General features: G+C 68.9%; 18 protein-coding genes and 1 tRNA gene. 9 read left to right on the top strand and 10 right to left on the bottom strand.

What is annotated here, in order from left to right:
• The first annotated feature begins 89 nt into the window (after positions 1-89).
• Positions 90-782: an endonuclease III gene (gene nth, locus ABE505_RS11205; RefSeq protein WP_346444013.1), complete on the top strand. Its 693-nt coding sequence runs from the start codon at positions 90-92 to the stop codon at positions 780-782.
• Between the two features lie 145 nt (positions 783-927).
• Here nth and ABE505_RS11200 read toward each other — a convergent pair whose 3' ends face one another.
• Together ABE505_RS11200 and ABE505_RS11195 are read right to left on the bottom strand one after the other, a co-directional pair.
• Positions 928-2514, bottom strand: coding sequence for a M20/M25/M40 family metallo-hydrolase (locus ABE505_RS11200; RefSeq protein ID WP_346444022.1), 1587 nt, complete (start codon positions 2512-2514; stop codon positions 928-930).
• 279 nt (positions 2515-2793) lie between these two features.
• On the bottom strand, positions 2794-4095 hold the full coding sequence (locus ABE505_RS11195; protein WP_346444011.1) for a porin: 1302 nt from the start codon (positions 4093-4095) through the stop codon (positions 2794-2796).
• 295 nt (positions 4096-4390) lie between these two features.
• Here ABE505_RS11195 and pstS (ABE505_RS11190) point away from each other — a divergent pair, with 295 nt between their 5' ends.
• Positions 4391-5425 (top strand): phosphate ABC transporter substrate-binding protein PstS, encoded by a 1035-nt coding sequence (gene pstS, locus ABE505_RS11190; RefSeq protein ID WP_346444010.1) that lies wholly within the window; start codon positions 4391-4393, stop codon positions 5423-5425.
• A 245-nt stretch (positions 5426-5670) separates the two neighbouring features.
• On the opposite strand, the gene ABE505_RS11185 is transcribed toward pstS (ABE505_RS11190), so the two are convergent.
• Positions 5671-6105: a MarR family transcriptional regulator gene (locus ABE505_RS11185; RefSeq protein ID WP_346446242.1), complete on the bottom strand. Its 435-nt coding sequence runs from the start codon at positions 6103-6105 to the stop codon at positions 5671-5673.
• Positions 6106-6167: 62 nt separating this feature from the next.
• Between ABE505_RS11185 and ABE505_RS11180 the strand changes: the two genes are divergently transcribed.
• The 7 genes from ABE505_RS11180 to rnt all read left to right on the top strand — a co-directional run bounded on the left by ABE505_RS11180 (position 6168) and on the right by rnt (position 12765).
• Complete coding sequence (locus tag ABE505_RS11180; RefSeq protein WP_346444007.1) at positions 6168-6536, top strand: VOC family protein; 369 nt, start codon at positions 6168-6170, stop codon at positions 6534-6536.
• 599 nt (positions 6537-7135) lie between these two features.
• Positions 7136-8224, top strand: coding sequence for a phosphate ABC transporter substrate-binding protein PstS (gene pstS, locus ABE505_RS11175; protein WP_346444005.1), 1089 nt, complete (start codon positions 7136-7138; stop codon positions 8222-8224).
• Between the two features lie 163 nt (positions 8225-8387).
• Entirely contained in the window at positions 8388-9362 is a 975-nt protein-coding gene (pstC, locus tag ABE505_RS11170) for a phosphate ABC transporter permease subunit PstC (RefSeq protein WP_346444004.1), read from the top strand.
• Positions 9362-10261 (top strand): phosphate ABC transporter permease PstA, encoded by a 900-nt coding sequence (gene pstA, locus ABE505_RS11165; RefSeq protein WP_346444002.1) that lies wholly within the window; start codon positions 9362-9364, stop codon positions 10259-10261. The genes pstC and pstA overlap by 1 nt, the downstream gene beginning before the upstream one ends.
• Positions 10262-10313: 52 nt before the next feature.
• Positions 10314-11141: a phosphate ABC transporter ATP-binding protein PstB gene (pstB, locus tag ABE505_RS11160; RefSeq protein WP_346444001.1), complete on the top strand. Its 828-nt coding sequence runs from the start codon at positions 10314-10316 to the stop codon at positions 11139-11141.
• A 160-nt stretch (positions 11142-11301) separates the two neighbouring features.
• Positions 11302-12006 carry a phosphate signaling complex protein PhoU gene (phoU, locus tag ABE505_RS11155; RefSeq protein WP_346444000.1) on the top strand — a complete coding sequence of 235 codons (705 nt, stop codon included), beginning with the start codon at positions 11302-11304 and terminating at the stop codon, positions 12004-12006.
• Between the two features lie 63 nt (positions 12007-12069).
• A complete protein-coding gene (gene rnt / locus ABE505_RS11150) occupies positions 12070-12765 on the top strand; it encodes a ribonuclease T (RefSeq protein ID WP_346443998.1) in 696 nt (231 codons plus the stop codon).
• On the opposite strand, the gene ABE505_RS11145 is transcribed toward rnt, so the two are convergent.
• The 7 genes from ABE505_RS11145 to ABE505_RS11115 all read right to left on the bottom strand — a co-directional run bounded on the left by ABE505_RS11145 (position 12740) and on the right by ABE505_RS11115 (position 20192).
• On the bottom strand, positions 12740-13870 hold the full coding sequence (locus tag ABE505_RS11145; protein ID WP_346443996.1) for a metallophosphoesterase: 1131 nt from the start codon (positions 13868-13870) through the stop codon (positions 12740-12742). The two genes, rnt and ABE505_RS11145, sit on opposite strands and share 26 nt — an antisense overlap.
• Positions 13871-14169: 299 nt before the next feature.
• A complete protein-coding gene (sugE, locus tag ABE505_RS11140) occupies positions 14170-14484 on the bottom strand; it encodes a quaternary ammonium compound efflux SMR transporter SugE (RefSeq protein WP_346443995.1) in 315 nt (104 codons plus the stop codon).
• 181 nt (positions 14485-14665) lie between these two features.
• Positions 14666-14932 (bottom strand): hypothetical protein, encoded by a 267-nt coding sequence (locus ABE505_RS11135; RefSeq protein WP_346443993.1) that lies wholly within the window; start codon positions 14930-14932, stop codon positions 14666-14668.
• Positions 14933-14998: 66 nt separating this feature from the next.
• A complete protein-coding gene (gene rlmB / locus ABE505_RS11130) occupies positions 14999-15763 on the bottom strand; it encodes a 23S rRNA (guanosine(2251)-2'-O)-methyltransferase RlmB (RefSeq protein WP_337244900.1) in 765 nt (254 codons plus the stop codon).
• Between the two features lie 77 nt (positions 15764-15840).
• Positions 15841-18330, bottom strand: coding sequence for a ribonuclease R (gene rnr / locus ABE505_RS11125; protein WP_346443991.1), 2490 nt, complete (start codon positions 18328-18330; stop codon positions 15841-15843).
• A 408-nt stretch (positions 18331-18738) separates the two neighbouring features.
• Positions 18739-18825: transfer RNA gene (locus ABE505_RS11120), tRNA-Leu, on the bottom strand.
• A 74-nt stretch (positions 18826-18899) separates the two neighbouring features.
• Positions 18900-20192, bottom strand: a complete 1293-nt coding sequence (locus ABE505_RS11115) for an MFS transporter (protein WP_346443990.1) — start codon at positions 20190-20192, stop codon at positions 18900-18902.
• Positions 20193-20274: the final 82 nt, after the last annotated feature.

Genomic DNA, 20274 nt, shown 5'->3' with positions numbered 1-20274 from the left:
GCGGAGGCCGCCCTGCCGCCGCGGCCGGCACTGCCCGCCAGCGCCGCGGCCATCCTGGCCCGCGCCAAGGCGCGCGCAGGCGGCGGCGCATGAGCGACGGCGCCCAGCCCACCCCGCCCCGGCGCCGCGGCCCGACGTTGACCCGGGCCGAGATCCACGACCTGTTTTCGCGGCTGCGCGCGCTCGATCCCGAGCCCACGACCGAGCTCGAATACACCACGCCGTTCGAGCTGCTGATCGCGGTGATCCTGTCGGCGCAGGCCACCGATGTCGGCGTCAACAAGGCCACCCGGCGGCTGTATCCGGTCGCCAACACGCCGCAGGCGATCCTCGACCTGGGCGAGGACGGCCTCAAGCGCCACATCGCGACGATCGGCCTGTTCAACGCCAAGGCCAAGAACGTCATCGCCACCTGCCGCATCCTCGTCGAGCAGCACGGCGGCGAGGTCCCGCACGATCGCGCTGCGCTCGAGGCCTTGCCCGGCGTCGGCCGCAAGACCGCCAATGTCGTGCTCAACACCGTGTTCGGCGAGCCGGCGATCGCGGTCGACACGCATATCTTCCGCGTGTCCAACCGCACCGGTCTTGCGCCGGGCAAGGACGTGCGCGCGGTCGAGGACCGGCTGCTGCGGGTGGTGCCCGAGGAATTCCTGCTCGGCGCGCACCACTGGCTGATCCTGCATGGCCGCTACACCTGCAAGGCGCGCAGGCCCGACTGCCCGAAGTGCGTGATCCGCGACCTGTGCCGGTTCAAGGACAAGACCCCCGGGACGGTGGACTGACGCCCTTCCATCGTGCCGCGGGGCCTTGCTGGGCATCTGTCGTGCGTATCCCGGAGCGATAGCGCTCAAGCGGAACCCAAGGCCCTGCGCCCGCTCGAGCGAGCGCGCCGGCACGGCGGCGGCTGCACCGCCGTGCCCGACCGCATCACTCGTCGCGTTCGACGAACGGCTTGCGCGGCAACCGCTGCTCGCGCATCGCGGCGTGATAGGCGAACGAGGCGATGATCGCCGCCGCCTGCTTCAGGTCCTCGGGCACCACGTGGTCGTAGGTGTCCAGGTGCGTGTGGTGGACATGGCTGAAGTAGTCGGCGGGGTCCTGCACGAACTGGAAGCCTGGCAGGCCGACGCGATCGAACGAGATATGGTCGGTGCTGCCGGTGTTGCGCGTGGTGACGATGCGCGCGCCCAGGTCGGCGAACGGCGCCAGCCACGCCTGGAAGATCGGCACCGCGGCGTGATTCTCCTGCGCATAGATGCCGCGGATGCGACCGGTGCCGTTGTCGAAGTTGAAGTACGTGGAGAACCGGTCGTAGCCACGCTGGCGCTGCAGCGGACCGGTGCCGCGCTGGAACGACTGCGGCAGGGCCCGCTGCTCGGGATCGGTCGGTTCGGGATAGGCCGCCAGGTGCCTGGAGACGTAACCGGCCGACCCGTGCAGGCCCTGCTCCTCGCCGCCCCACAGCGCGATCCGGATGGTGCGCTTCGGGCGCACGTCGATCGCCTTGAGGATACGCATCGCTTCCATCATCACGACCACGCCGGCGCCGTTGTCGGCCGCGCCGGTCCCGGTATGCCAGGAATCGAGGTGCGCACCGATGATCACCAGTTCGTCGGCCTTCGAACTGCCGGGCAGGTCGGCAAAGGTGTTGCTGGCCGGCAGATCGTCATCGCTGGTGAAGCGCGCATCCACGTCGACCCGCAACCGCGGCGCCTGGCCGCGCTCGACCGCGCGCACGAGCTGGTTGTAGTGCTCGGCGGCGACCACCAGATCCGGCACCCCGACCGGCTCGCCGGCCTTGCGCGCCCCCCCGCCCATCACCCGGACGATGCCGTTGTCCCAGGAACTGATCGACAGCGTCGCCAGCACGCCTTCCTCGGCAAAGAACGCGTTGAGGGCACGGTTGAGCGCCTGGCGCTTGCGGTACTCGTCCAGGCGCTTGTCCTGCGCATCGCCGGCCGGGTCCTGCGGCACCGGGAAGGTCTGCAGCTCGCCGAGGTCCTCCTCGGTATAGCGGCGGAAGTCGGGCTTGTCGGCCGGCTTGTAGGCGCGCGCCTCATCCAGCAGCACGATCTTGCCGGCGAGCTTGCCGCGCTGCTTGTCGATGTCCTCAAGCGTCTTGAACGTCGCCAGGACCACCTCGCCCTCGACCGGGCCATCGGTGCCGGGGGTCCAGGCCTTGGGCAGCGCGTGGATCGGCAGTGCGCGCGGTGCGAGCAGTTCCACCCGCGATGCGCGGAACTCCCAGCCGCGGCCGAAGGCCGGGTCGTAGACCTCGTCGTGCACGTTCGACAGGCCCCAGCCCGCCAGCTTGCCGCGTGCCCAGGCGCTCGACCGCACGTAGGCCGGCGAGTTGGTCAGGCGCGGCCCCACGGTTTCGGTGAGTTCCTTGAGATTGGCGGCGGCCTGCGAACGATGGAAGGCTTCGTGGCGGATCCGGGCCACGACATCGAGGTCGACCGGCTCGACGGCCTGGGCGAACGTCAGCACCGGCGACAGGACGACGGCGGCCAGTGCCGCCTGCAACAGGCGGAAAACGTGGGATTGCGTGCTCACGAGACTCCCCGGGGACTGCGGAACGAAAGCCCGCACAAGGACGGGCCGGCGACGGCGCCGTCTCCCGCGGCGCCGGACCGCCATGCTAACCGCAGCCGGGCACGACGACGCCTCCCGCGCATGTCCGATTCCACCTATCGGCATGGCGCATGCGCATGTGGGGCGGTCGCGGCCCCGAAAACGCACAAGGCCCGCGGCATCGACCGCGGGCCCAGTACGTGGCGCGGACCGCGTGGGTCAGAACGCAAACTGCGTGCGCAGCGCGTACTGCCCAGTCTCATCGCCAGTGAGCGTGTTGTCGCCCTTGGTGTAGTTGAACATGAAGCGCAGGTTCGGATTGACGTAGTAGTTCATGCCGACGATCCAGCTGCTGACGTCCATGTTGCGCACGTCCTTGTTCTCGATCGTGTCGTAGCGCGCGGTCAGCTCCCACAGGCCGCGGTCGGCGACCTTGGGCGAGGCGAAGATGCCGTTGCCCGGCTTGTAGGCCTTGTGGCCGCCGTTGAGCAGCCAGCTGCCCTGCACGTACCAGGTCGCGACGTCCTGGTCGGGGCCGGCCGGCTGGCCGAACGTGGCGTTGGCGTACTCGCCCTGGAAGAACAGCGGCCCGAACGAGCCCGCGGCTTCGATACCGACCGCAGTGACTTGGTTGCGGCTGGCGCCGGTGGTCGTGGCGATGGTCTGCGACGGGCCGCGACGGCCGGCGTAGTGGGCCGACGCCGAGAAATCCGCCGAGCCCTGGTTGAGGTTCTCCTGGCTGACCCAGCCGCCGAAGTGCAGCGTGCTGTCCTGGGTGTTGATCGGCGCGAAGGTCACGCGCCCGGCCGCGCCGACGCCCTCGTTGCGGCTGCCCGACGCACTGCGCAGGTTGAACACCGACAGCCCGGCGGTGTAGTTGCCGTCGGCGCGCAGGTAGCCCACGCCCTGCTGGAACTGGCGGCCGCTGAACAACCCGGTGGCCGAAGCGAACGGCCGCTCCATCATCAGGATTTCGTTGGAGCTGGTGAGTTCTTCCATCGAGCGGTACGGCTTGAAGTGGCCGATGGTGAACTTGCCGCCCAGCGCCGACTTGGCGATGTAGACGTCGCGGAAGCCATCCAGGCCGCTGCCGGCCGCAAAGTCCTGCTCGAACTTGTAATCCCAGCCATAGGCCTTGCCCTGCAACGTGATGCGTGCGCGACGGAACTCGGTGGTGCCGGTGGTCGAGGCCTGGTCGCGGTCGAAGGCGTAGGCATCGAAGTGCAGGCGGCCGCCAGCGGAGAACTCGAACTGCTTGTCGGCCGAGGTGACCTTCAGCCCGCCTTTGGTGTCGACGACCGGCAGGGTGGTTGCCATCTTGTCCAGGCTCTCCTGGGTGCCGATGTTGATGTCCGACTGCGCATCGGTGCGCACTTCCAGTGCGTCGACCTTGGCCTGCAGCTCGGCCAGTTGCGCGCGCAGCGCGGCGACCTCGGCATCGCGCGGAGACTGGGCGGCAGCGGCGGAGGAAACGGACGCGACAGCGAGGGCGATGGATGCGGCCAGGATGGAATGACGCATGGTGGTGTCCCGTGGAGAGAGTGAGAGGTGTCGAAGCGCCACACCTTGCGTCACGTCCCGCGTGAGCCGGCCCAGCGTTAAGCGCCCGTTATCGACGCTGCGCAGACTGCGCTGGCTCGCTGACAGGCCGATGGCAACCCGATGACAGTGCGATGACAGCGCGCCCGGCGGCGCGCTGGGCCCGCGCCTCGCGCACCGTCATCGCATGGTCACGGGATTGAAGCCGGCCCGTCATCTCGCATGCGTGAAATACGCCGCACGGCGCTGTGGGCCGTCCATCACTCCAGGGAACCTCATGTACGCACTGCTCAAGAACCGGGTCGCGACCCTTGCACTGTCGACCACCCTGCTGGCGACCGCATTCGCCGCGCCCGCACTGGCCAACGATGTCACCGGCGCCGGCGCCTCGTTCGTCTATCCGGCGATGACCAAGTGGTCGGCCGATTACCGCGCCGCGTCCGGCAAGCAGGTCAACTACCAGTCGATCGGTTCGGGCGGCGGCATCGCCCAGATCAAGGCCGGCACGGTCGACTTCGGCTCCTCGGACGCACCGCTCCCGCCCGAGGATCTGGCGAAGTCCGGCCTGGTCCAGTTCCCCTCGGTGATCGGCGGCGTGGTGCCGATCATCAACGTGGACGGCATCGCCGCCGGTGCGATGAAGCTCGATGGCGACACGCTGGCCAACATCTTCCTGGGCAAGATCACCCGTTGGAACGACCCGGCGATCGTCGCGCTCAACGGCGGCCTGGCCCTGCCTGATGCACGCATCACCGTCGTCCACCGCTCCGACGGCTCGGGCACCACGTTCAACTTCGTCAACTACCTGTCCAAGGTCAGCGCGGAGTGGAAGAACGGCGTGGGCGAAGGCACGACGGTCAAGTGGCCGGTCGGCATCGGCGGCAAGGGCAACGAAGGCGTCGCCGCGTACGTCAAGCAGATCAAGGGCGGCATCGGCTACGTCGAACTGTCGTATGCGGTGCAGAACCGCCTGGCCTATTCGCGCCTGAAGAATGCCGCGGGCCACTTCGTCAATCCGAGCGAGGAGACCTTCTCGGCCGCGGCCGCCAGCGCAGATTGGGCCTCGACGCGCGATTTCCACCTGGTCATGACCAACGCCCCGGGGGAGAACGCCTGGCCGATCACGGCAACCAACTTCATCCTGATGCACCGCGCGCCGCGCAACCGCACCGGCGCCAAGAATGCGCAGGACTTCTTCCGCTGGGTCTACGCCAACGGCGGACCGCAGGCCCGCGAGCTGGGCTACGTGCCGCTGCCGGCCTCGCTGGTGCAGCAGATCGAGCGCTACTGGACCCAGAACGCACGCTACTGATTCCTTCGACGCCTCGCACTCGCAACACCGCGGGCCGGTTGTCCTCTCCCAGCCGGTCCGCGGCCCCGCGCTGCGTCCTTTTGCTTTCTCGACGGGCCTTTTGGCCCGTCGCGCCGGGCGCTAACCGTTCCCGGCTCAGTCGGCGCACTCCGCAGTCCGGCCCGGCGAAGCCCCGAGCGCCCCGACAAGCCGCATCCCTCCTGAGTTCTGCACCCAGGCCGGGCGCAAAGACGGCAGCGACACGCTCAGCGCAGCGCGTCGACCATGCTGCGCAGCAGCCGGAAGGCTTCGGCGCGCTCGCGGTCGCTCAAGCCGCCCAGCATCCGCACCTCAACGTCGCGCACCGCGGCGGTGGCCTGCGCGAGCTTGCGCCGCCCGAGCGGGGTGAGACGCGTGGGCAGGGCTTTGCCCACAGGCGCCTCCGCCGGGCGGGTCACCTGCCCTTCGCGCTCGAGCGTCTGCAGCAGCACATTCATCGACTGCCGCGTGACGAAAGCGCCGCGCGAGAGATCGGAGTTCGACAGCCCCGGGCGCTGCGCGAGCAGCTCAAGGCACGAGTAATGCGTGACCGTCATGCCGAGGGGCCGCAGCGCCTCGATCATCGCGGCACGAAGTACGCTCGAGGCCTCCTTGAGCAGGTAGCCCACCGACGTCTCGAGATCGACTCCACCTTGACTCATGTCAGGATTCTAACATAGAGTGCCTCGTGTCAACTAACTGACACGAATGAAGGAGCACGATCATGCCCGCCACCGGCCTCGATTTCCTCTCCCTGCAGACGCGCGACCTCGACGCCTCCCAGGCGTTCTACGAGCGCTACCTCGGCCTCGTCCGCTCCCCCGCCGGGCCGCCCCACGCCGTCGTCTTCGACACGAAGCCGATCGCCTTCGCCCTCCGCAATCTCGTACCCGGCACGGATCTGGAGGCTGCGCCGCAGCCGGGTGTCGGCATCGCGCTGTGGTTTCACGCGACCGAGGTGCAGGCGATCCACGACGCACTCGTCGCCGACAACCACACGATCGTCTCCGCGCCGATCGACGGCCCCTTCGGCCGCACCTTCACCTTTGCCGATCCCGACGGCTACCACGTCACCCTCCACGACCGCCGATGAGCCCGCCCGCGCCGGCCGGCGCGAAACGGGAGCGACCAGCACGACGCACTGAGACCGAAAGCGCGCGGCTTGTTTCAGCAAGCGACTGTGCATCCACCGAAGTCCTGTTACAGACGTCTATGGCGGCGGACTGACGGCGCGTGGCCGGGGCAAGCGCGCCAGGGGCGAGCCGGCTTCGCTCCCCGGGCGCGCGCCCGAGTCGCACAGAGGGGGCATGGCTGGCGCGACGCCCCTCCATGCAAGCGCGATCTGTGCTTCACGTGAGCCGACAGCGAAGCGGCTTTGACCGAGGGGAGAAGGCGGTGTTCGGCTGGCAGGCGGCGGCCCACCCGAAGTGAAACTCCCAGTCCCGCCTCTGGGAGAAGGGCCTTTCTCGGGCCGGCTCGACGCCTCTCTCCACCCTGCCCGCCAGGCGGGGGATGGCGTCGACAGTCGCAGCTGGCGGGGAACCGCGGCACTGCGCGCCCACGGGTCCGACTCCCGCCCGTCAGAGGGTCAGCGCGCGCCAGCCACGCCGTCATACGCCTGTAACAAAAACATCATTTCATGAGCGCACCCCGGCGGCGCGCTGCGTCGCTTCCTCACATGGAGCTTTTCGCATGTCCCGTCATCCGGTCCGCATCAGCGCACTCGCGCTGTCCTCCCTGCTCTTTCTCGCCGCCTGCGGCGGCAACGACGCGCCGGCCGGCCAGACCGCCGACGGTGCGCCCGCCGCGCAACAGGGCGCGCGCGATCGTGTCGCCGCCGAGATCTCCGGCGCCGGGGCCTCGTTCATCTACCCGCTGGTGTCCAAGTGGTCGGCCGACTACAACGCCGCCACCGGCAACAAGGTCAACTACCAGTCGATCGGCTCGGGCGGCGGCATCGCCCAGATCAAGGCCGGCACCGTCGACTTCGGTTCGTCCGACAAGCCGCTCGACAGCGCCGAACTGCAGGCCGCGGGCCTGGGCCAGTTCCCGTCGGCGATCGGCGGCGTGGTGCCCGTGCTCAACGTCGAGGGCCTGGCCCCCGGCCAGCTCAAGCTCACCGGCGCCGTGCTCGCCGACATCTTCCTGGGCAAGGTCGCGACCTGGAACGATCCGGCGATCGCCGCGCTCAACCCCGGCGTGACGCTACCGGCGGGCAAGATCAGCATCGTCCACCGCTCCGACGGCTCGGGCACCACGTTCAACTTCTCCAACTACCTGTCCAAGGTCAGCGCCGACTGGAAGTCCAGGGTCGGCGAAGGCACTTCGGTGCAGTGGCCGACCGGCGTGGGCGGCAAGGGCAACGAGGGCGTGGCCTCGTACGTGCAACAGATCAAGGGCTCGATCGGCTATGTCGAACTCGCCTACGCCCTGCAGAACGGCATGCCGTACGCATCGCTGCAGAACGCGGCCGGCAATTGGGTGCAGCCGAGCGAAGCGAGCTTCGCCGCAGCGGCCACGACCGCCGACTGGGCCAGCGCGCAGGACTTCAACCTGGTGATCACCAACGCCCCCGGCGCCGATGCCTGGCCGATCACTGCGACCAACTTCATGTTGATGCACAAGCAGCCCAAGGACGCGGCCCGCAGCCAGGCGACCCGCGACTTCTTCAAGTGGGCGTTCGAGTCGGGCCAGGCCCAGGCCAGTGAGCTGCACTACGTGCCGCTGCCGCCCGAACTGGTGCAGCAGATCGAGGCCTATTGGGCGGCCGAGTTCAAGTGACGGTGTGTCCGCGCCCGTGCGAGCGGGCGCGGACACGCCACGTCCGCGCGGCGATGCGGGTTGCGCGGGGTGACCCGCCGTTCGACTGTCGAAGAGCACGTCCCGCCTGCGCGGGAATGACGGCACCCGCCACCTGCGGCCCACTCTCCTGTCTGGACATCCAATGACCGCCGCCACCGTTTCCGCCGCGTTTGATGCCCCGAGCGACCGCGACCTGCGCGACGCACGCGCCGATCGCCTGTTCCGCTTCGTCCTGACCACGACCGTGGTGCTGGTGATGCTCGCGCTCGCCGGCGCCGCGCTGTCGATGCTCTGGGGCGGCCGCGATGCGCTCGCCTCGCAGGGCCTGTCGTTCTTCACCAGCGCCGACTGGAATCCGGTCGAGAACCGCTACGGCGCGCTGGCCCCGATCGCCGGCACCATCGTCACCGCGCTGATCGCGATGATCATCGCCGTGCCGGTCAGCTTCGGCATCGCGTTCTTTCTGACCGAGGTCGCACCGCGCTGGCTGCGCGGCCCGGTCGGCACGGCGATCGAACTGCTCGCCGGCATCCCGTCGATCATCTACGGCATGTGGGGCCTGTTCGTCTTGGTGCCGGTGATGACCACCTGGGTGACGCCCTGGCTCAACGACCACCTGGGCACGCTTCCCGGCATCGGCCTGCTGTTCCAGGGCCCGCCGCTGGGCATCGGCACGCTGACTGCCGGCTTCGTGCTCGCGATCATGGTGATCCCCTTCATCTCGGCGGTGATGCGCGAGGTGTTCCTGACCGTGCCGACCCGGCTCAAGGAATCGGCCTACGCGTTGGGCGCAACCAAGTGGGAGGTCAGCTGGGACATCGTACTGCCCTACACCCGCTCGGCAGTCATCGGCGGCATCTTCCTCGGGCTGGGCCGCGCGCTCGGCGAGACGATGGCGGTGGCCTTCGTGATCGGCAACTCGGTGCGGCTGACGCCCTCGCTGCTGGAACCGGGCACGACGATCGCCGCGCTGATCGCCAACGACTTCGGCGAAGCCACCGAGACCTACCGCTCGGCGCTGCTGCTGCTGGGCTTCGTATTGTTCATCGTCACCTTCGTGGTGCTCGCGATCGCGCGCCTGATGCTGATGCAACTCGCCCGCCGGGAGGGCAAGTGATGACCGCCGTCGCCGTCGCCACCGTCACCGAACGCGAACGCCAGGTCGCCGACCGCCTGTATGCGCGCCGCCGCGTGCGCAACGGCATCGCCATCCTCATGGGCTGCCTGACCGCCGCGTTCGGACTGTTCTTCCTGGGCTGGATCCTGTGGACGCTGGTCAGCAAAGCCGCCGGTGGCATCAACCTGCAGTTGTTCACGCAGATGACGCCGCCGCCGATGCAGGAGGGCGGCCTGCTCAATGCGTTCTTCGGCAGCGCGGTGATGTGCGCGCTGGCGATCGCGATCGGCACGCCGCTGGGCGTGGCTGCCGGCACCTGGTTGTCGGAGTACGGCCGGGCCCGCAAGGCCGGGGTGGTCGTGCGCTTCATCAATGACATCCTGCTCTCGGCACCGTCAATCGTACTCGGCCTGTTCGTCTACACGCTGTTCGTGATGCAGACCGGCGGCCGGTTCTCGGCGCTGGCCGGCGCGATCGCGCTGGCCTTCATCGTGCTGCCGGTCGTGGTGCGCACCACCGACGAGATGCTGCAACTGGTGCCTACGCAGATGCGCGAGGCCGCGCTGTCGCTGGGCGTGCCGCATTGGAAGGTCGTGGTGCAGGTGCTCTACCGCAGCGCGTCGGCCGGCATCGTCACCGGCGTGCTGCTGGCGCTGGCGCGCATCAGCGGCGAGACCGCGCCATTGCTGTTCACCGCGTTCGGCAACCAGTACTGGAACAGCGACGTGCTGCGCCCAATGGCGAGCGTGCCGGTGGTCATGTACCAGTACGCCGGCAGCCCCTACGAATCCTGGCAGCAACTGGCCTGGGCCGGCGCGCTGGTGCTGACCTGTTTCGTGCTGCTGGTGAGCCTGGGCGCCCGCGCGATCCTGCTGCGCAACCGGGTGACACATGACTGACGCCGCGCCCCGCCTTCCCTATCCCATTCCTTCCTTTCGACCGGATCCGGCCATGAACGACCTGCATACCGCGCCGTCGCAACGCATCCAGCTGGCGACCCACGCCCGCGAAGTGCTGGCCCCGCGACCGGTCAAGATCGCCGCGCGCGGCCTGGACTTCCACTACGGCGACTTCCACGCGCTCAAGGGCATCGACCTGGAGATTCCCGAAAAACGCGTGACCGCGCTGATCGGGCCTTCTGGCTGCGGCAAGTCCACGCTGCTGCGTATCTTCAACCGCATCTATGCGCTGTACCCCAAGCTGGTGGCCAGCGGTGACGTGCTGCTCGATGGCGAGAACATCCTCTCGCCGCGCTACCCGATGAACCGGCTGCGCTCGAAGGTCGGCATGGTGTTCCAGAAGCCGGTGCCGTTTCCGATGACGATCTTCGAGAACGTCGCCTATGCGATCCGCCACCACGAGAAGCTCTCCAAGGGCCAGCTCGCCGAGCGCGTCGAGCAGGCGCTGACCCAGGCCGCGCTGTGGACCGAGGTCAAGGACAAGCTCGGCCAGAATGCGCTGGGCCTGTCGGGCGGCCAGCAGCAGCGCCTGTGTATCGCACGCGCGGTCGCGCTGCGCCCCGACGTGCTGCTGCTCGACGAGCCGACCTCGGCGCTCGACCCGATTTCCACCAGTCGCATCGAGCAGTTGGTCGAGGAACTGAAGGTCGACTACACGATCGTCATCGTCACCCACAACATGCAGCAGGCCGCACGCGTGTCCGACTACACCGCCTTCATGTACCTGGGCGACCTCATCGAGCACGACACCACCGAGACGATCTTCTCCAACCCCGCCAAGCGGCAGACCGAGGATTACATCACCGGCCGGTTTGGGTGAGGGGCGCACTAGGTCGAGGCCATCCGGCCTCGACCGCGCCCCGAACGCCCGGCCATGGAGGGCCGGGCCGGTCGATCCGACGCCGGCGACACCCCGCCATGGAGGGCGACGCCATTCCAAAGACGAACGCGTCCGCGCCTTCCCTATCCAGGTAACCACCATGCCCACCCAACCGCACGACCACATCGTCAAGAGCTACGACGAAGAACGCAGCCGTCTGACCGGCGAGATCCTGCGCATGGGCGAGATGGCGGCCGCGCAGCTCGAATCGGCGCTGGACGTCATCGAGCGCCGCGACGACCGGGCCGCCGACCGGATCGTCGCCAACGACGATGCGATCGATATCCTCGAACGCGAGATCAGCCAGGACGTGATGAAACTCGCACTGCGCGGGCCGATGGCCCGCGACCTGCGCGAAATCCTCGCCGCGCTGCGCATCGCCGCCGACATCGAGCGCATCGGCGACTACGCGGCGAACGTGGCCAAGCGCTCGACCGCGCTCAACCTCTCGCCGCCGCTGCCGCATACCCGCGGCCTGGCGGTGCTGGGCGAACTGGCCGTGCGCCAGGTGCGCGAAGTGCTGGCGGCGTTCCGCAACACCGATGCCGACGCGGCCCAGCGCGTACGCGCCCAGGACGTGGAGATCGATACGGTCTACACCAGCCTGTTCCGCGAACTGCTGACCTACATGATGGAAGATCCCCGCGCGATCACACCGAGCACCCATCTGCTGTTCATGGCCAAGAACATCGAGCGCATCGGCGACCACGCGACCAACATCGCCGAGAACATCTGGTTCCTCGAACACGGCGACGAAGACCTGCCGCCGCGCGAGAAGCGCGACGGCACCAATACGGTCGTCTGAACGACGGGCCGCGTGCCGGTTCCTGCAGCCGATCCAGCGCGAGGCTCTGCTAGGCTTGCGCGCATGCCTGAGATCGACGCGCCGGCCGCTGCCGCCCCCACCGCCCTTGTGCCGATGGCCCGCCGCTTCCGTGGCTTCCTGCCCGTCGTGGTCGACGTGGAGACCGGAGGCTTCGATGCACGCCGGCACGCGCTGCTGGAGATCGCCGCGATCCCGCTCGACCTCGATGCCGACGGCCGTCTGGTCGCCGACGCATCGGCGCATGCGCACGTCGAGCCCGCGCCGGGCACGACGATCGATCCCAAGTCGCTCGAAGTGACCGGCATCGACATCCACCATCCGTTCCGCTTCGCCAAGTCAGAGCGCGATGCGCTCGAGCACGTGTTCGCGCATGTGCGCGCGGCCATGCGAAGGCACCAGTGCCAGCGCGCGATCCTGGTCGGCCACAACGCGCATTTCGACCTGGGGTTCGTCAACGCCGCGGTCGAGCGCAGCGGCCACAAGCGCAATCCGTTCCATCCCTTCAGCGTATTCGACACCGTCACGCTGGCCGGCGTGGCCTACGGCCAGACCGTACTGGCCCGCGCGGTGCAGGCCGCCGGCCTGCCGTGGGACCAGACACAGGCGCACTCGGCGCTGTACGACACGACGCTGACCGCGCAGCTGTTCTGCCGGATCGCCAACGCCTGGCCGGCGATGGGCGCCCCGCCGCCGCCGGATGAAGCCGCCGACCTCAGTCCACCGCCCGACGCAGCGTGATCAGCGCGATCTCCGACGGCACGCCGATCCGGGTCGCAAAGCCCGGCCACAACCCGGCGCCGTTGCCGACGTACAGTTGCATGCCGTCGACCGGATAGAGGCCGGACACGAAGCCACCGTTCGCGCGCGCGACCAGACGGTCCATGCCGATGATGTGGCCACCGTGGGTGTGGCCGGACAACTGCAGCGCCACCCCGCGCGCGGCATGCGCGCGGGCTTCGCCCGGACGGTGGTCGAGCAGGATCACCGGCGCCTTCGGATCGACGCCGGTCAGCGCAGCCGCGGCATCGGGCTGCGGCAGGCCGTAGCGCGCGGCGATCGGATCGGTGACGCCGGCGACGGTCAGCGCCGCATCGCCACGCGCGATCCGCAGGTGCGCGTTCTCGAGCACCGTCATACCCAAGGCCGCAAACGCGTCCATCCATTCGCGGTACTGGCCGTAGTACTCGTGATTGCCGGTGATCGCGATGACGCCGTCGGGCGCGCGCAGCTCGGCGAACGGACGCACGTCATTGGCGCGCGCCCGCACGCTGCCATCGACCAGATCGCCGGTGATGACGATCAGGTCCGGATGCTGCGCATTCGCACGCGCGACGACCTCGGCGACCCAGTCGCCGGTCAGCAGTCGGCTGGCGTGGATGTCGGTCAGCTGCAGCAGCCGATAGCCCTCGAACGCCGGCGGCAGGTCGGCGATCGCGATCTCGACCTGGCGGACCTTCGGCACCGCCATCGCCTGCCAAGTGCCGTACAGCGACAGCAGCAGCGCCAGCGCGGCCGCCCCTGGCCGCAGCCAGTGCTTGCGCAACGCCGACAGTGCCCCCTGCCGGCGCAACGCCCAGGCCGCGAGCGTGGCGATGTCCAGCACCAGCACCAGCAGCGCCGTGAGCAGCAGCGCGACGAAGCCGGTGCCGAGCGCGGCGATGACCAGCGTCGGCAGCTCGGGCGAGGCCATGCTGCCGGCAAAGCGCGCAACGATGCGGTGATGCAGTGCCAGCCCGTAGATCAGCGCCGCCAATGCGACACGCAAGGGCCACGCGCAGCGCAATGGCAGCACCAGACGCAGCGCGAGATAGGAGGCGAGGACAAGGGCGACGACACTGAGCACGACGGATTCCAGGCAGCAACTGGCCGGCGCGTGCGCGACGTGCCGACGTGGGGCCGGCTATGGTCTTCGATGCGAGGTATCGGTGCCAGCATCGCGATGGCGGCGATTCACCTGTCTCGCAGCAGTCACCGGGCGCCGAACCGCAGCCCTCGGCGCTTTCCTGGTGCTTCGCCAAACCAGAGGACAACCGGGGTCAGAGTGCAATTTTCGCCTTGCGAAATTTGGACTCTGACCCCGGTTTTTCGATGGCCATCTCCGCGTGTGGGAGAAGACCTTTCTTTCGAGATCAGTTGCGCAGGTCAGCCGGCGAGTTTGAGGCCGATGATGCCGGCGACGATCAGCGCCAGGCTGATCAGGCGTCCGGGACTGGCCGCATCGCCCATCAGCACGATGCCCAGGATCACGGTGCCGACCGCGCCGATGCCGACCCAGACCGCGTACGCGGTGCCGACCGGCAACGTGCGCATCGCGATCCCCAGCAGGCCGACGCTGATCGCCATCGCCGCCAGCGTGCCCACACTGGGCCAGAGCCGGGTGAACCCGTGCGTGTACTTCAGGCCAATCGCCCAGGCGATCTCGAACAGACCGGCCAGCACGAGAATGATCCAGGACATGACATACCTCCATCGTGGCGATGGGGCCGTCCCCGGATGTGGATGGAGCGGCGGGGTCGTCCCCGCTTCCTGCGCGGCATTCTGGCGCAGGCGCTGCCGCAAGGGATGACCGCGGCCTGACCCGCCGCGGTCGAACCAGGATGCGCCGGCGTCGGACGCGCCGTGATCGGACGCGTTGCCGTCAGCGCAGACCGGTCACCCGACTGCGGGCGCTCAGCGTGCGGACGATGCCGAACAGGCTGATCGCGATCCAGGCCAGTTGCATCACCAGCACGGTCACATCGAAGCCGCCATAGAGCGAAAGCACCACGCCGATGGCGCCGAACAGATTCAGCAGCAGATACGGCAGGCCGGCGCCCGACAACCGCGTCACCTGCAGCAGGAAGTACGCCAGCACGATCAGCGACGCGCCGACGATGCCGCACCATTGATGCCAGAGCAGGTCCATGCCGTTCTCCTCTACGCGAAAACCGATCGCATCATCCGCCCGCCCGTTCCGGCGGGCAAGCAGGGCTCAGCCCAGGCGCTGGCGCACGGCTTCGAACAGCACCACGCCCGAGGCGACCGAGACGTTGAGGCTCTCCACGCCGCCGGCGGCGTCAGCGCCGGGCATCGGGATGGTGACCAACTGGTCGCAATGCTCGCGGGTGAGCCGGCGCAGGCCGTCGGCCTCGCCGCCGAGCACCAGCGCGACGTTGCCGCGCAGGTCCAGGCCGTACAACGAGGCGCTCGCCTCGCCGGCCAGGCCGTAGATCCACACGCCGAGCTTCTGCAGGTCGCGCAGGCTGCGCGACAGATTGGTCACGCGCACGACCGGAACATGGTCGGCGGCGCCAGCAGACGTCTTGCGCACCGTGGCGTTGACCTGCACCGCCTTGTCCTTGGGGATCAGCACCGCTGTGACCCCGGCCGCCGCCGCGCTGCGCAGGCAGGCGCCCAGGTTGTGCGGGTCCTGCACGCCGTCGAGCACCAGCAGCAGCGCGCGGCCTTCGGCGGCTTCCACCAGGCCCTCGAGTTCGTTCTCGTCCCAGGTCCGGGCCGCCGCGTAGCGGGCAACCGCGCCCTGGTGGCGCAGGCCGCCGGCGACGCCGTCCAGCGCCTGCTGCGCGACCCGACGCACGTCGATGTCGCGGCGACGCGCGGCGGTCTCGATCTCCACGATCCGCGGGTTCTTCGCCCCGGCCTCGAGCAGCACTTCGCGTACGTTCTCGGCGTCGTGTTCGACGGCCGCCGCGACGGCATTGATGCCGACGATCCACTGGTTCTGTTTGCTGCTCATGCGTCGGGCTTCGGCGTTGGGGGTCTCACACGTTTCGGGGCCGGGACCCGGGCCCCGGCCCCGAAGGGGCGTCCATTCTACTGGTAGGGCGCCTTCTCGCGCTTCGCCGGCTTGCCGCGCGGCGGCGGCGGTTTCGGCTCGCCGGGCTGCGGCGCGCCCTCCTCGACCAGGCGGAAGTCGATCTTGCGGTCTTCCAGGCTAGCCTTGAGCACGAGGATGCGCACACGGTCGCCGAGCCGGAACTCGCGGCCGGCGCGCTCGCCGGTCAGCATCCGGCGCACCGGATCGAAGCGGTAGAAGTCGTTCGGCAACTGGGTCACATGCACCAGGCCGTTGACCTTCGACTGGTCGAGCTCGACGAACAGCCCGAAGCTGGTCACGCCGCTGATGACGCCGTCGAACTGGCCACCGACATGCTTCTCCATCCACGCTGCGCGGTAGCGCTCATCGACCTCGCGCTCGGCTTCGTCGGCCCGGCGCTCGCGCTCGGAGCACTGCAGCGCCAGGCTTTCCATCATCCGCGGCGTGTAGTCGAACTTCGCCAACGGCTTGCCCGAGAGCACATGCTTGATCGCGCGATGGACCAGCAGGTCGGGGTAGCGGCGGATCGGCGAGGTGAAGTGGGCATAGGCTGCGAGCGCCAGGCCGAAGTGGCCCAGGTTCTCGGTCGAATAGACCGCCTGGCTCTGACTGCGCAGCAGCACCGACTCGAGCAGCGTCGCGTCGCTGCGGTCGCGGATCTTCTTGAGCAGGTTGGTGAAGTCCTTGGGCTGCACCTTCGCCCACGGCGGCATGCGCAGCGCGAATTCCTTCAGGAACTCCAGCAGGTCGGTGTACTTGGACTCCGGCGGCTTGTCGTGCACGCGGTAGGGCGCGGGAATGCCCGCCTCGAGCAGGAAGCGCGCAGCCTCCACGTTCGCGGCGATCATGCATTCCTCGATCAGCTTGTGCGCGTCGTTGCGCACCAGCATGCCGGCCTGGGTGACCTCGCCGCGGTTGTCGAGCACGAAGCGCACCTCCGAGCTTTCGAACTCGATCGCGCCACGCTTGGCCCGCGCCTTGGCCAGCACGCGGAACAGTTGGTGCAGGTGCTCGACCTGCGGCAGCAGCAGTGCGCCGATCGACGCACGCGCGTCCTCGTCCTGCTCGCCCACCGCCTTCCAGACCTGGGTGTAGGTCAGCCGGGCGTGCGAGTTCATCACCGCCTCGTAGAACTTCGCGCCGGTCACCTCGCCGTCGCGGCCGACCTGCATGTCGCAGACGAAGCACATCCGGTCGACCCGCGGCATCAGCGAACAAATGCCGTTGGACAGGGTCTCGGGCAGCATCGGCACGACAAAACCCGGGAAATACACGCTGGTCGCGCGCAGCTGTGCTTCATCGTCGAGCGGCGTGCCCGGCCTGACGTAGTTCGAGACATCGGCGATCGCCACCACCAGACGGAAACCGTCGCGGTTGGGCGCGCAATACACCGCATCGTCGAAGTCCTTGGCGTCTTCGCCGTCGATCGTCACCAGCGGCAATGCGCGCAGATCGACGCGGTCGCCGAGCATGCGCTCCTCGACGTTGAGGGGCACCGCCGCGGCCTCGTCGAGCACCGGCTGCGGGAACTCGTGGGGCAGATGGTGGCCGTGGATCGCGGCCTCGACCACCAGCGACGGGGTCAACGCATCGCCCAGCACCGCGAGCACCTTGCCGATCGGCGGCCGCCGCGCGTCGCCCGGGGCGACGATCTCGCAGACCACCAACTGGCCGTCCTGCGCGTCGAGCCGCGCGTCCTGCGGGATCTGCACGTTGCGCTGGATCCGGCGGTCGTCGGGCACCACGAAACTGATGCCCGACTCCACCGAAAACCGGCCGATCAGCCGGGTCGTGCGGCGTTCGAGCACTTCGACGATGACGCCGGCGCGGCGGCCACGTGCATCGACGTTGGTCAGGCTGGCCATCGCGCGATCGCCGTGCATGACCTTGCGCATCTCGGCCGGCGGCAGGAACAGGTCGTCGCCGCTGCCGCTGTCCGGGCGCAGGAAGCCGAAGCCTTCCGGGTTGGCGATGACGGTGCCGGGGATCAGGTCCAGCCGTTTGGCCGGCACCAGCCCGCCGCGGCGGTTCTGCAGCAACTGGCCCTCGCGCAGCATCGCGGCGAGCCGCTTGCCGAGCGCATCGAAGCGCTCGGGATCCGTCAGCTCGAGCGCCTGCGCCAGTTCGGTCGCGGTCTGCGGCCCGGGGGCGTCGGCGAGCAGTTGCAGGATTGCCTCGCGGCTGGCGATCGGATTGGCGTAGCGGGCCGCTTCGCGGTTGGCGTGCGGATCGTCGATCCGGCCGCCACGCGACGCCGGCGGGCGTGGCGCAGGCGGGGCGGATGCGACGGGTCTGTCAGACGGGCGCGATCCCGAGCGCGCGCCCGAGCGCAGCGCACGCTGCAGACCGGGATCGGGCATCCAGGGCGGCAACGAGGCTGCCGGCTTGCCGCTGTGGGAGGATCCGCCGGCCTCGCCGCGTTTGGCGGCCGGGGCGGGACGTTCGGAATCGCGGCGACTGCCGCGCTTGCTGGGAGGTTTTGCCATTGCGGCCATGGTACACCCCACGCCGCGAGGCCCGCGTCGAGAGCGGTTGGCGCACCCTGCAGGTCGCCCCCCCCTGCTATCGCAATTCAGGGCCAGTACGACGTACCGAACCCTGAAGCGTGCCCCTTCTTCCAGCGGGCCACTGTGCCCGCCCGAAGTCGGGTTGCGAAGATCCGCACAGCGGACTGACGGCCGATGGCCGCGTCGAGCGCGCCGCTCGCAAAGCCGGGGTCAGAGTGCAATTTCGCCGCGCGAATTGCACTCTGACCCCGGTTTTGAACCCCGGTTTTGCGAGGGCTGGCGCCCGACTCAAGTCAAGGCGACTTGGCATTGCGCATTTGGAAAATGGCCCACAAAAAAACCCGCGCTTGGCGGGTTCGTTGTCGCAGTCGGTAAGGCTGCGTGACCTGGTGCCCAGGAGAGGACTCGAACCTCCACGGAGTTGCCCCCGCTAGCACCTGAAGCTAGTGCGTCTACCAATTCCGCCACCTGGGCAGGTCAGACGCGCATTTTGCGGTGCGCGTGCGCGGCTGTCAACGCGCGGCATTGGACCTTTGGCCGAGGCGGCCTCAGGCGCGCGGTGCGTCATCGGCCTGCCCCGCATCCGCCTCCTGCTGCTCGCGATCGAGCGAGGCCTGCACCATCGCCTCGCTGACCCGGAACTCCGCACCGATCGGCGAGACCTGCACCACCGGCTCGAACGGCGCAGCCGGCAACGGTGCCGGCGAGGTGCTGCGTCGCCACAGAAACACGCAGGCCAACAGCAGGTTGAGCACCAGAAACGACCAGAACAGCCCCTGCGTGCCGACCTGGTTCATGACCCGCGCGATCATCAACGGGCTGAGCGCGGCGCCGACGGAGTTGACCAGCAGCAGGCCCTGGATCAGCCGCACCAACTCATCGGACGCGGCGCGGTCGGCCGAGTGGCTGACGGCGACCGGATAGATCGCGAACACGCCGCCGCCGAGCAGGAACAGCAAGGCCGCCAGCAACCAGCGCTCGTCGGGCAGCCACAGGATCGCCAGCGCCAGCGCCGCGCACGCCAGGCTCAGTACCAGCAACACCACCTGCCGGTTCTGCCGGTCCGACCAGCGACCGACCGGGTACTGCAGCACCATCGCACCGAGAATCGTGCAGGCCATCAATTGACCGACCTCGGCCACGTCCATGCCCACGCGCTGCAGATAGATCGGCAGCAGGGTGTAGATCGCCGCGATCGCCACGCCCGAACCGAAACAGCCGAGCACGCCCGATGGCGTCACCCGCAGCAGGTCGCGCGGCGTCAGCGGTTCGATCGCCCCGGCTTCGGGCGAGACCCGCGGCAGGATCACCACCGGCAACACCGACAGCGAGCCGAGCATGCCTGCGACCATGAACGGCGCCATCGCGCCCCAGCCGTCGATGACGCCCAACTGGAGCTGGCCGAGCATGCCCGAGCCGTACAGCGCGATCATGTAGACCGCGAGCAGCCGCCCGCGCATGCGCGAATCGCCCGCGAGCAGCAGCCAGCTCTCGACCACCAGGAAGATGCCGACGATCGCCCAGCCGTTGATCAGCCGGAACACGAACCAGGCCCAGGGATCGAACACCAGCCCCTGCAGCAGGAACGTCACCGCAGTCAGCGAGGCGAAGCTGCTGTAGGCCCGGATATGCCCGATCCGTGCGATCAGCCGGTCGCTGAACATCGCGCCCAGCGCCAGACCGACGAAGTACGACGAGGACACGATGCCGATCATCGTGTCCGACACGCCGGCCGCGTCCAGCCGCAACGCGGTCAACGACGACACGAAGCCATTGCCCAGGCAGACGATGAACAAGCCCAGCAGCGGACCCAGGACCAGCTTCAGCAGTGCTCGGGACACGACGCGCGCGCTCCTGTCCGCTGGCGCCGGGACCGTGCGGACCGGTCGGCAGGACGATCGCCATCGGACACGCCCGGCGCGT

The organism is Luteimonas sp. TWI382 (assembly GCF_039674545.1).
Lineage (GTDB): Bacteria > Pseudomonadota > Gammaproteobacteria > Xanthomonadales > Xanthomonadaceae > Luteimonas.
The sequence above is the reverse complement of the archived record's forward strand: the minus strand, read 5'-3'. Positions and strand labels throughout refer to the sequence as shown.

Excerpts from the sequence above, each read along its gene's own strand:
- nth (WP_346444013.1), top strand. The coding sequence starts at position 90 with ATGAGCGACGGCGCCCAGCCCACCCCGCCCCGGCGCCGCGGCCCGACG.
- ABE505_RS11195 (WP_346444011.1), bottom strand. The coding sequence starts at position 4,095 with ATGCGTCATTCCATCCTGGCCGCATCCATCGCCCTCGCTGTCGCGTCC.
- pstS (WP_346444010.1), top strand. The coding sequence starts at position 4,391 with ATGTACGCACTGCTCAAGAACCGGGTCGCGACCCTTGCACTGTCGACC.
- ABE505_RS11185 (WP_346446242.1), bottom strand. The coding sequence starts at position 6,105 with ATGAGTCAAGGTGGAGTCGATCTCGAGACGTCGGTGGGCTACCTGCTC.
- ABE505_RS11180 (WP_346444007.1), top strand. The coding sequence starts at position 6,168 with ATGCCCGCCACCGGCCTCGATTTCCTCTCCCTGCAGACGCGCGACCTC.
- pstS (WP_346444005.1), top strand. The coding sequence starts at position 7,136 with ATGTCCCGTCATCCGGTCCGCATCAGCGCACTCGCGCTGTCCTCCCTG.
- pstC (WP_346444004.1), top strand. The coding sequence starts at position 8,388 with ATGACCGCCGCCACCGTTTCCGCCGCGTTTGATGCCCCGAGCGACCGC.
- pstA (WP_346444002.1), top strand. The coding sequence starts at position 9,362 with ATGACCGCCGTCGCCGTCGCCACCGTCACCGAACGCGAACGCCAGGTC.
- pstB (WP_346444001.1), top strand. The coding sequence starts at position 10,314 with ATGAACGACCTGCATACCGCGCCGTCGCAACGCATCCAGCTGGCGACC.
- phoU (WP_346444000.1), top strand. The coding sequence starts at position 11,302 with ATGCCCACCCAACCGCACGACCACATCGTCAAGAGCTACGACGAAGAA.
- rnt (WP_346443998.1), top strand. The coding sequence starts at position 12,070 with ATGCCTGAGATCGACGCGCCGGCCGCTGCCGCCCCCACCGCCCTTGTG.
- sugE (WP_346443995.1), bottom strand. The coding sequence starts at position 14,484 with ATGTCCTGGATCATTCTCGTGCTGGCCGGTCTGTTCGAGATCGCCTGG.
- ABE505_RS11135 (WP_346443993.1), bottom strand. The coding sequence starts at position 14,932 with ATGGACCTGCTCTGGCATCAATGGTGCGGCATCGTCGGCGCGTCGCTG.
- rlmB (WP_337244900.1), bottom strand. The coding sequence starts at position 15,763 with ATGAGCAGCAAACAGAACCAGTGGATCGTCGGCATCAATGCCGTCGCG.
- rnr (WP_346443991.1), bottom strand. The coding sequence starts at position 18,330 with ATGGCAAAACCTCCCAGCAAGCGCGGCAGTCGCCGCGATTCCGAACGT.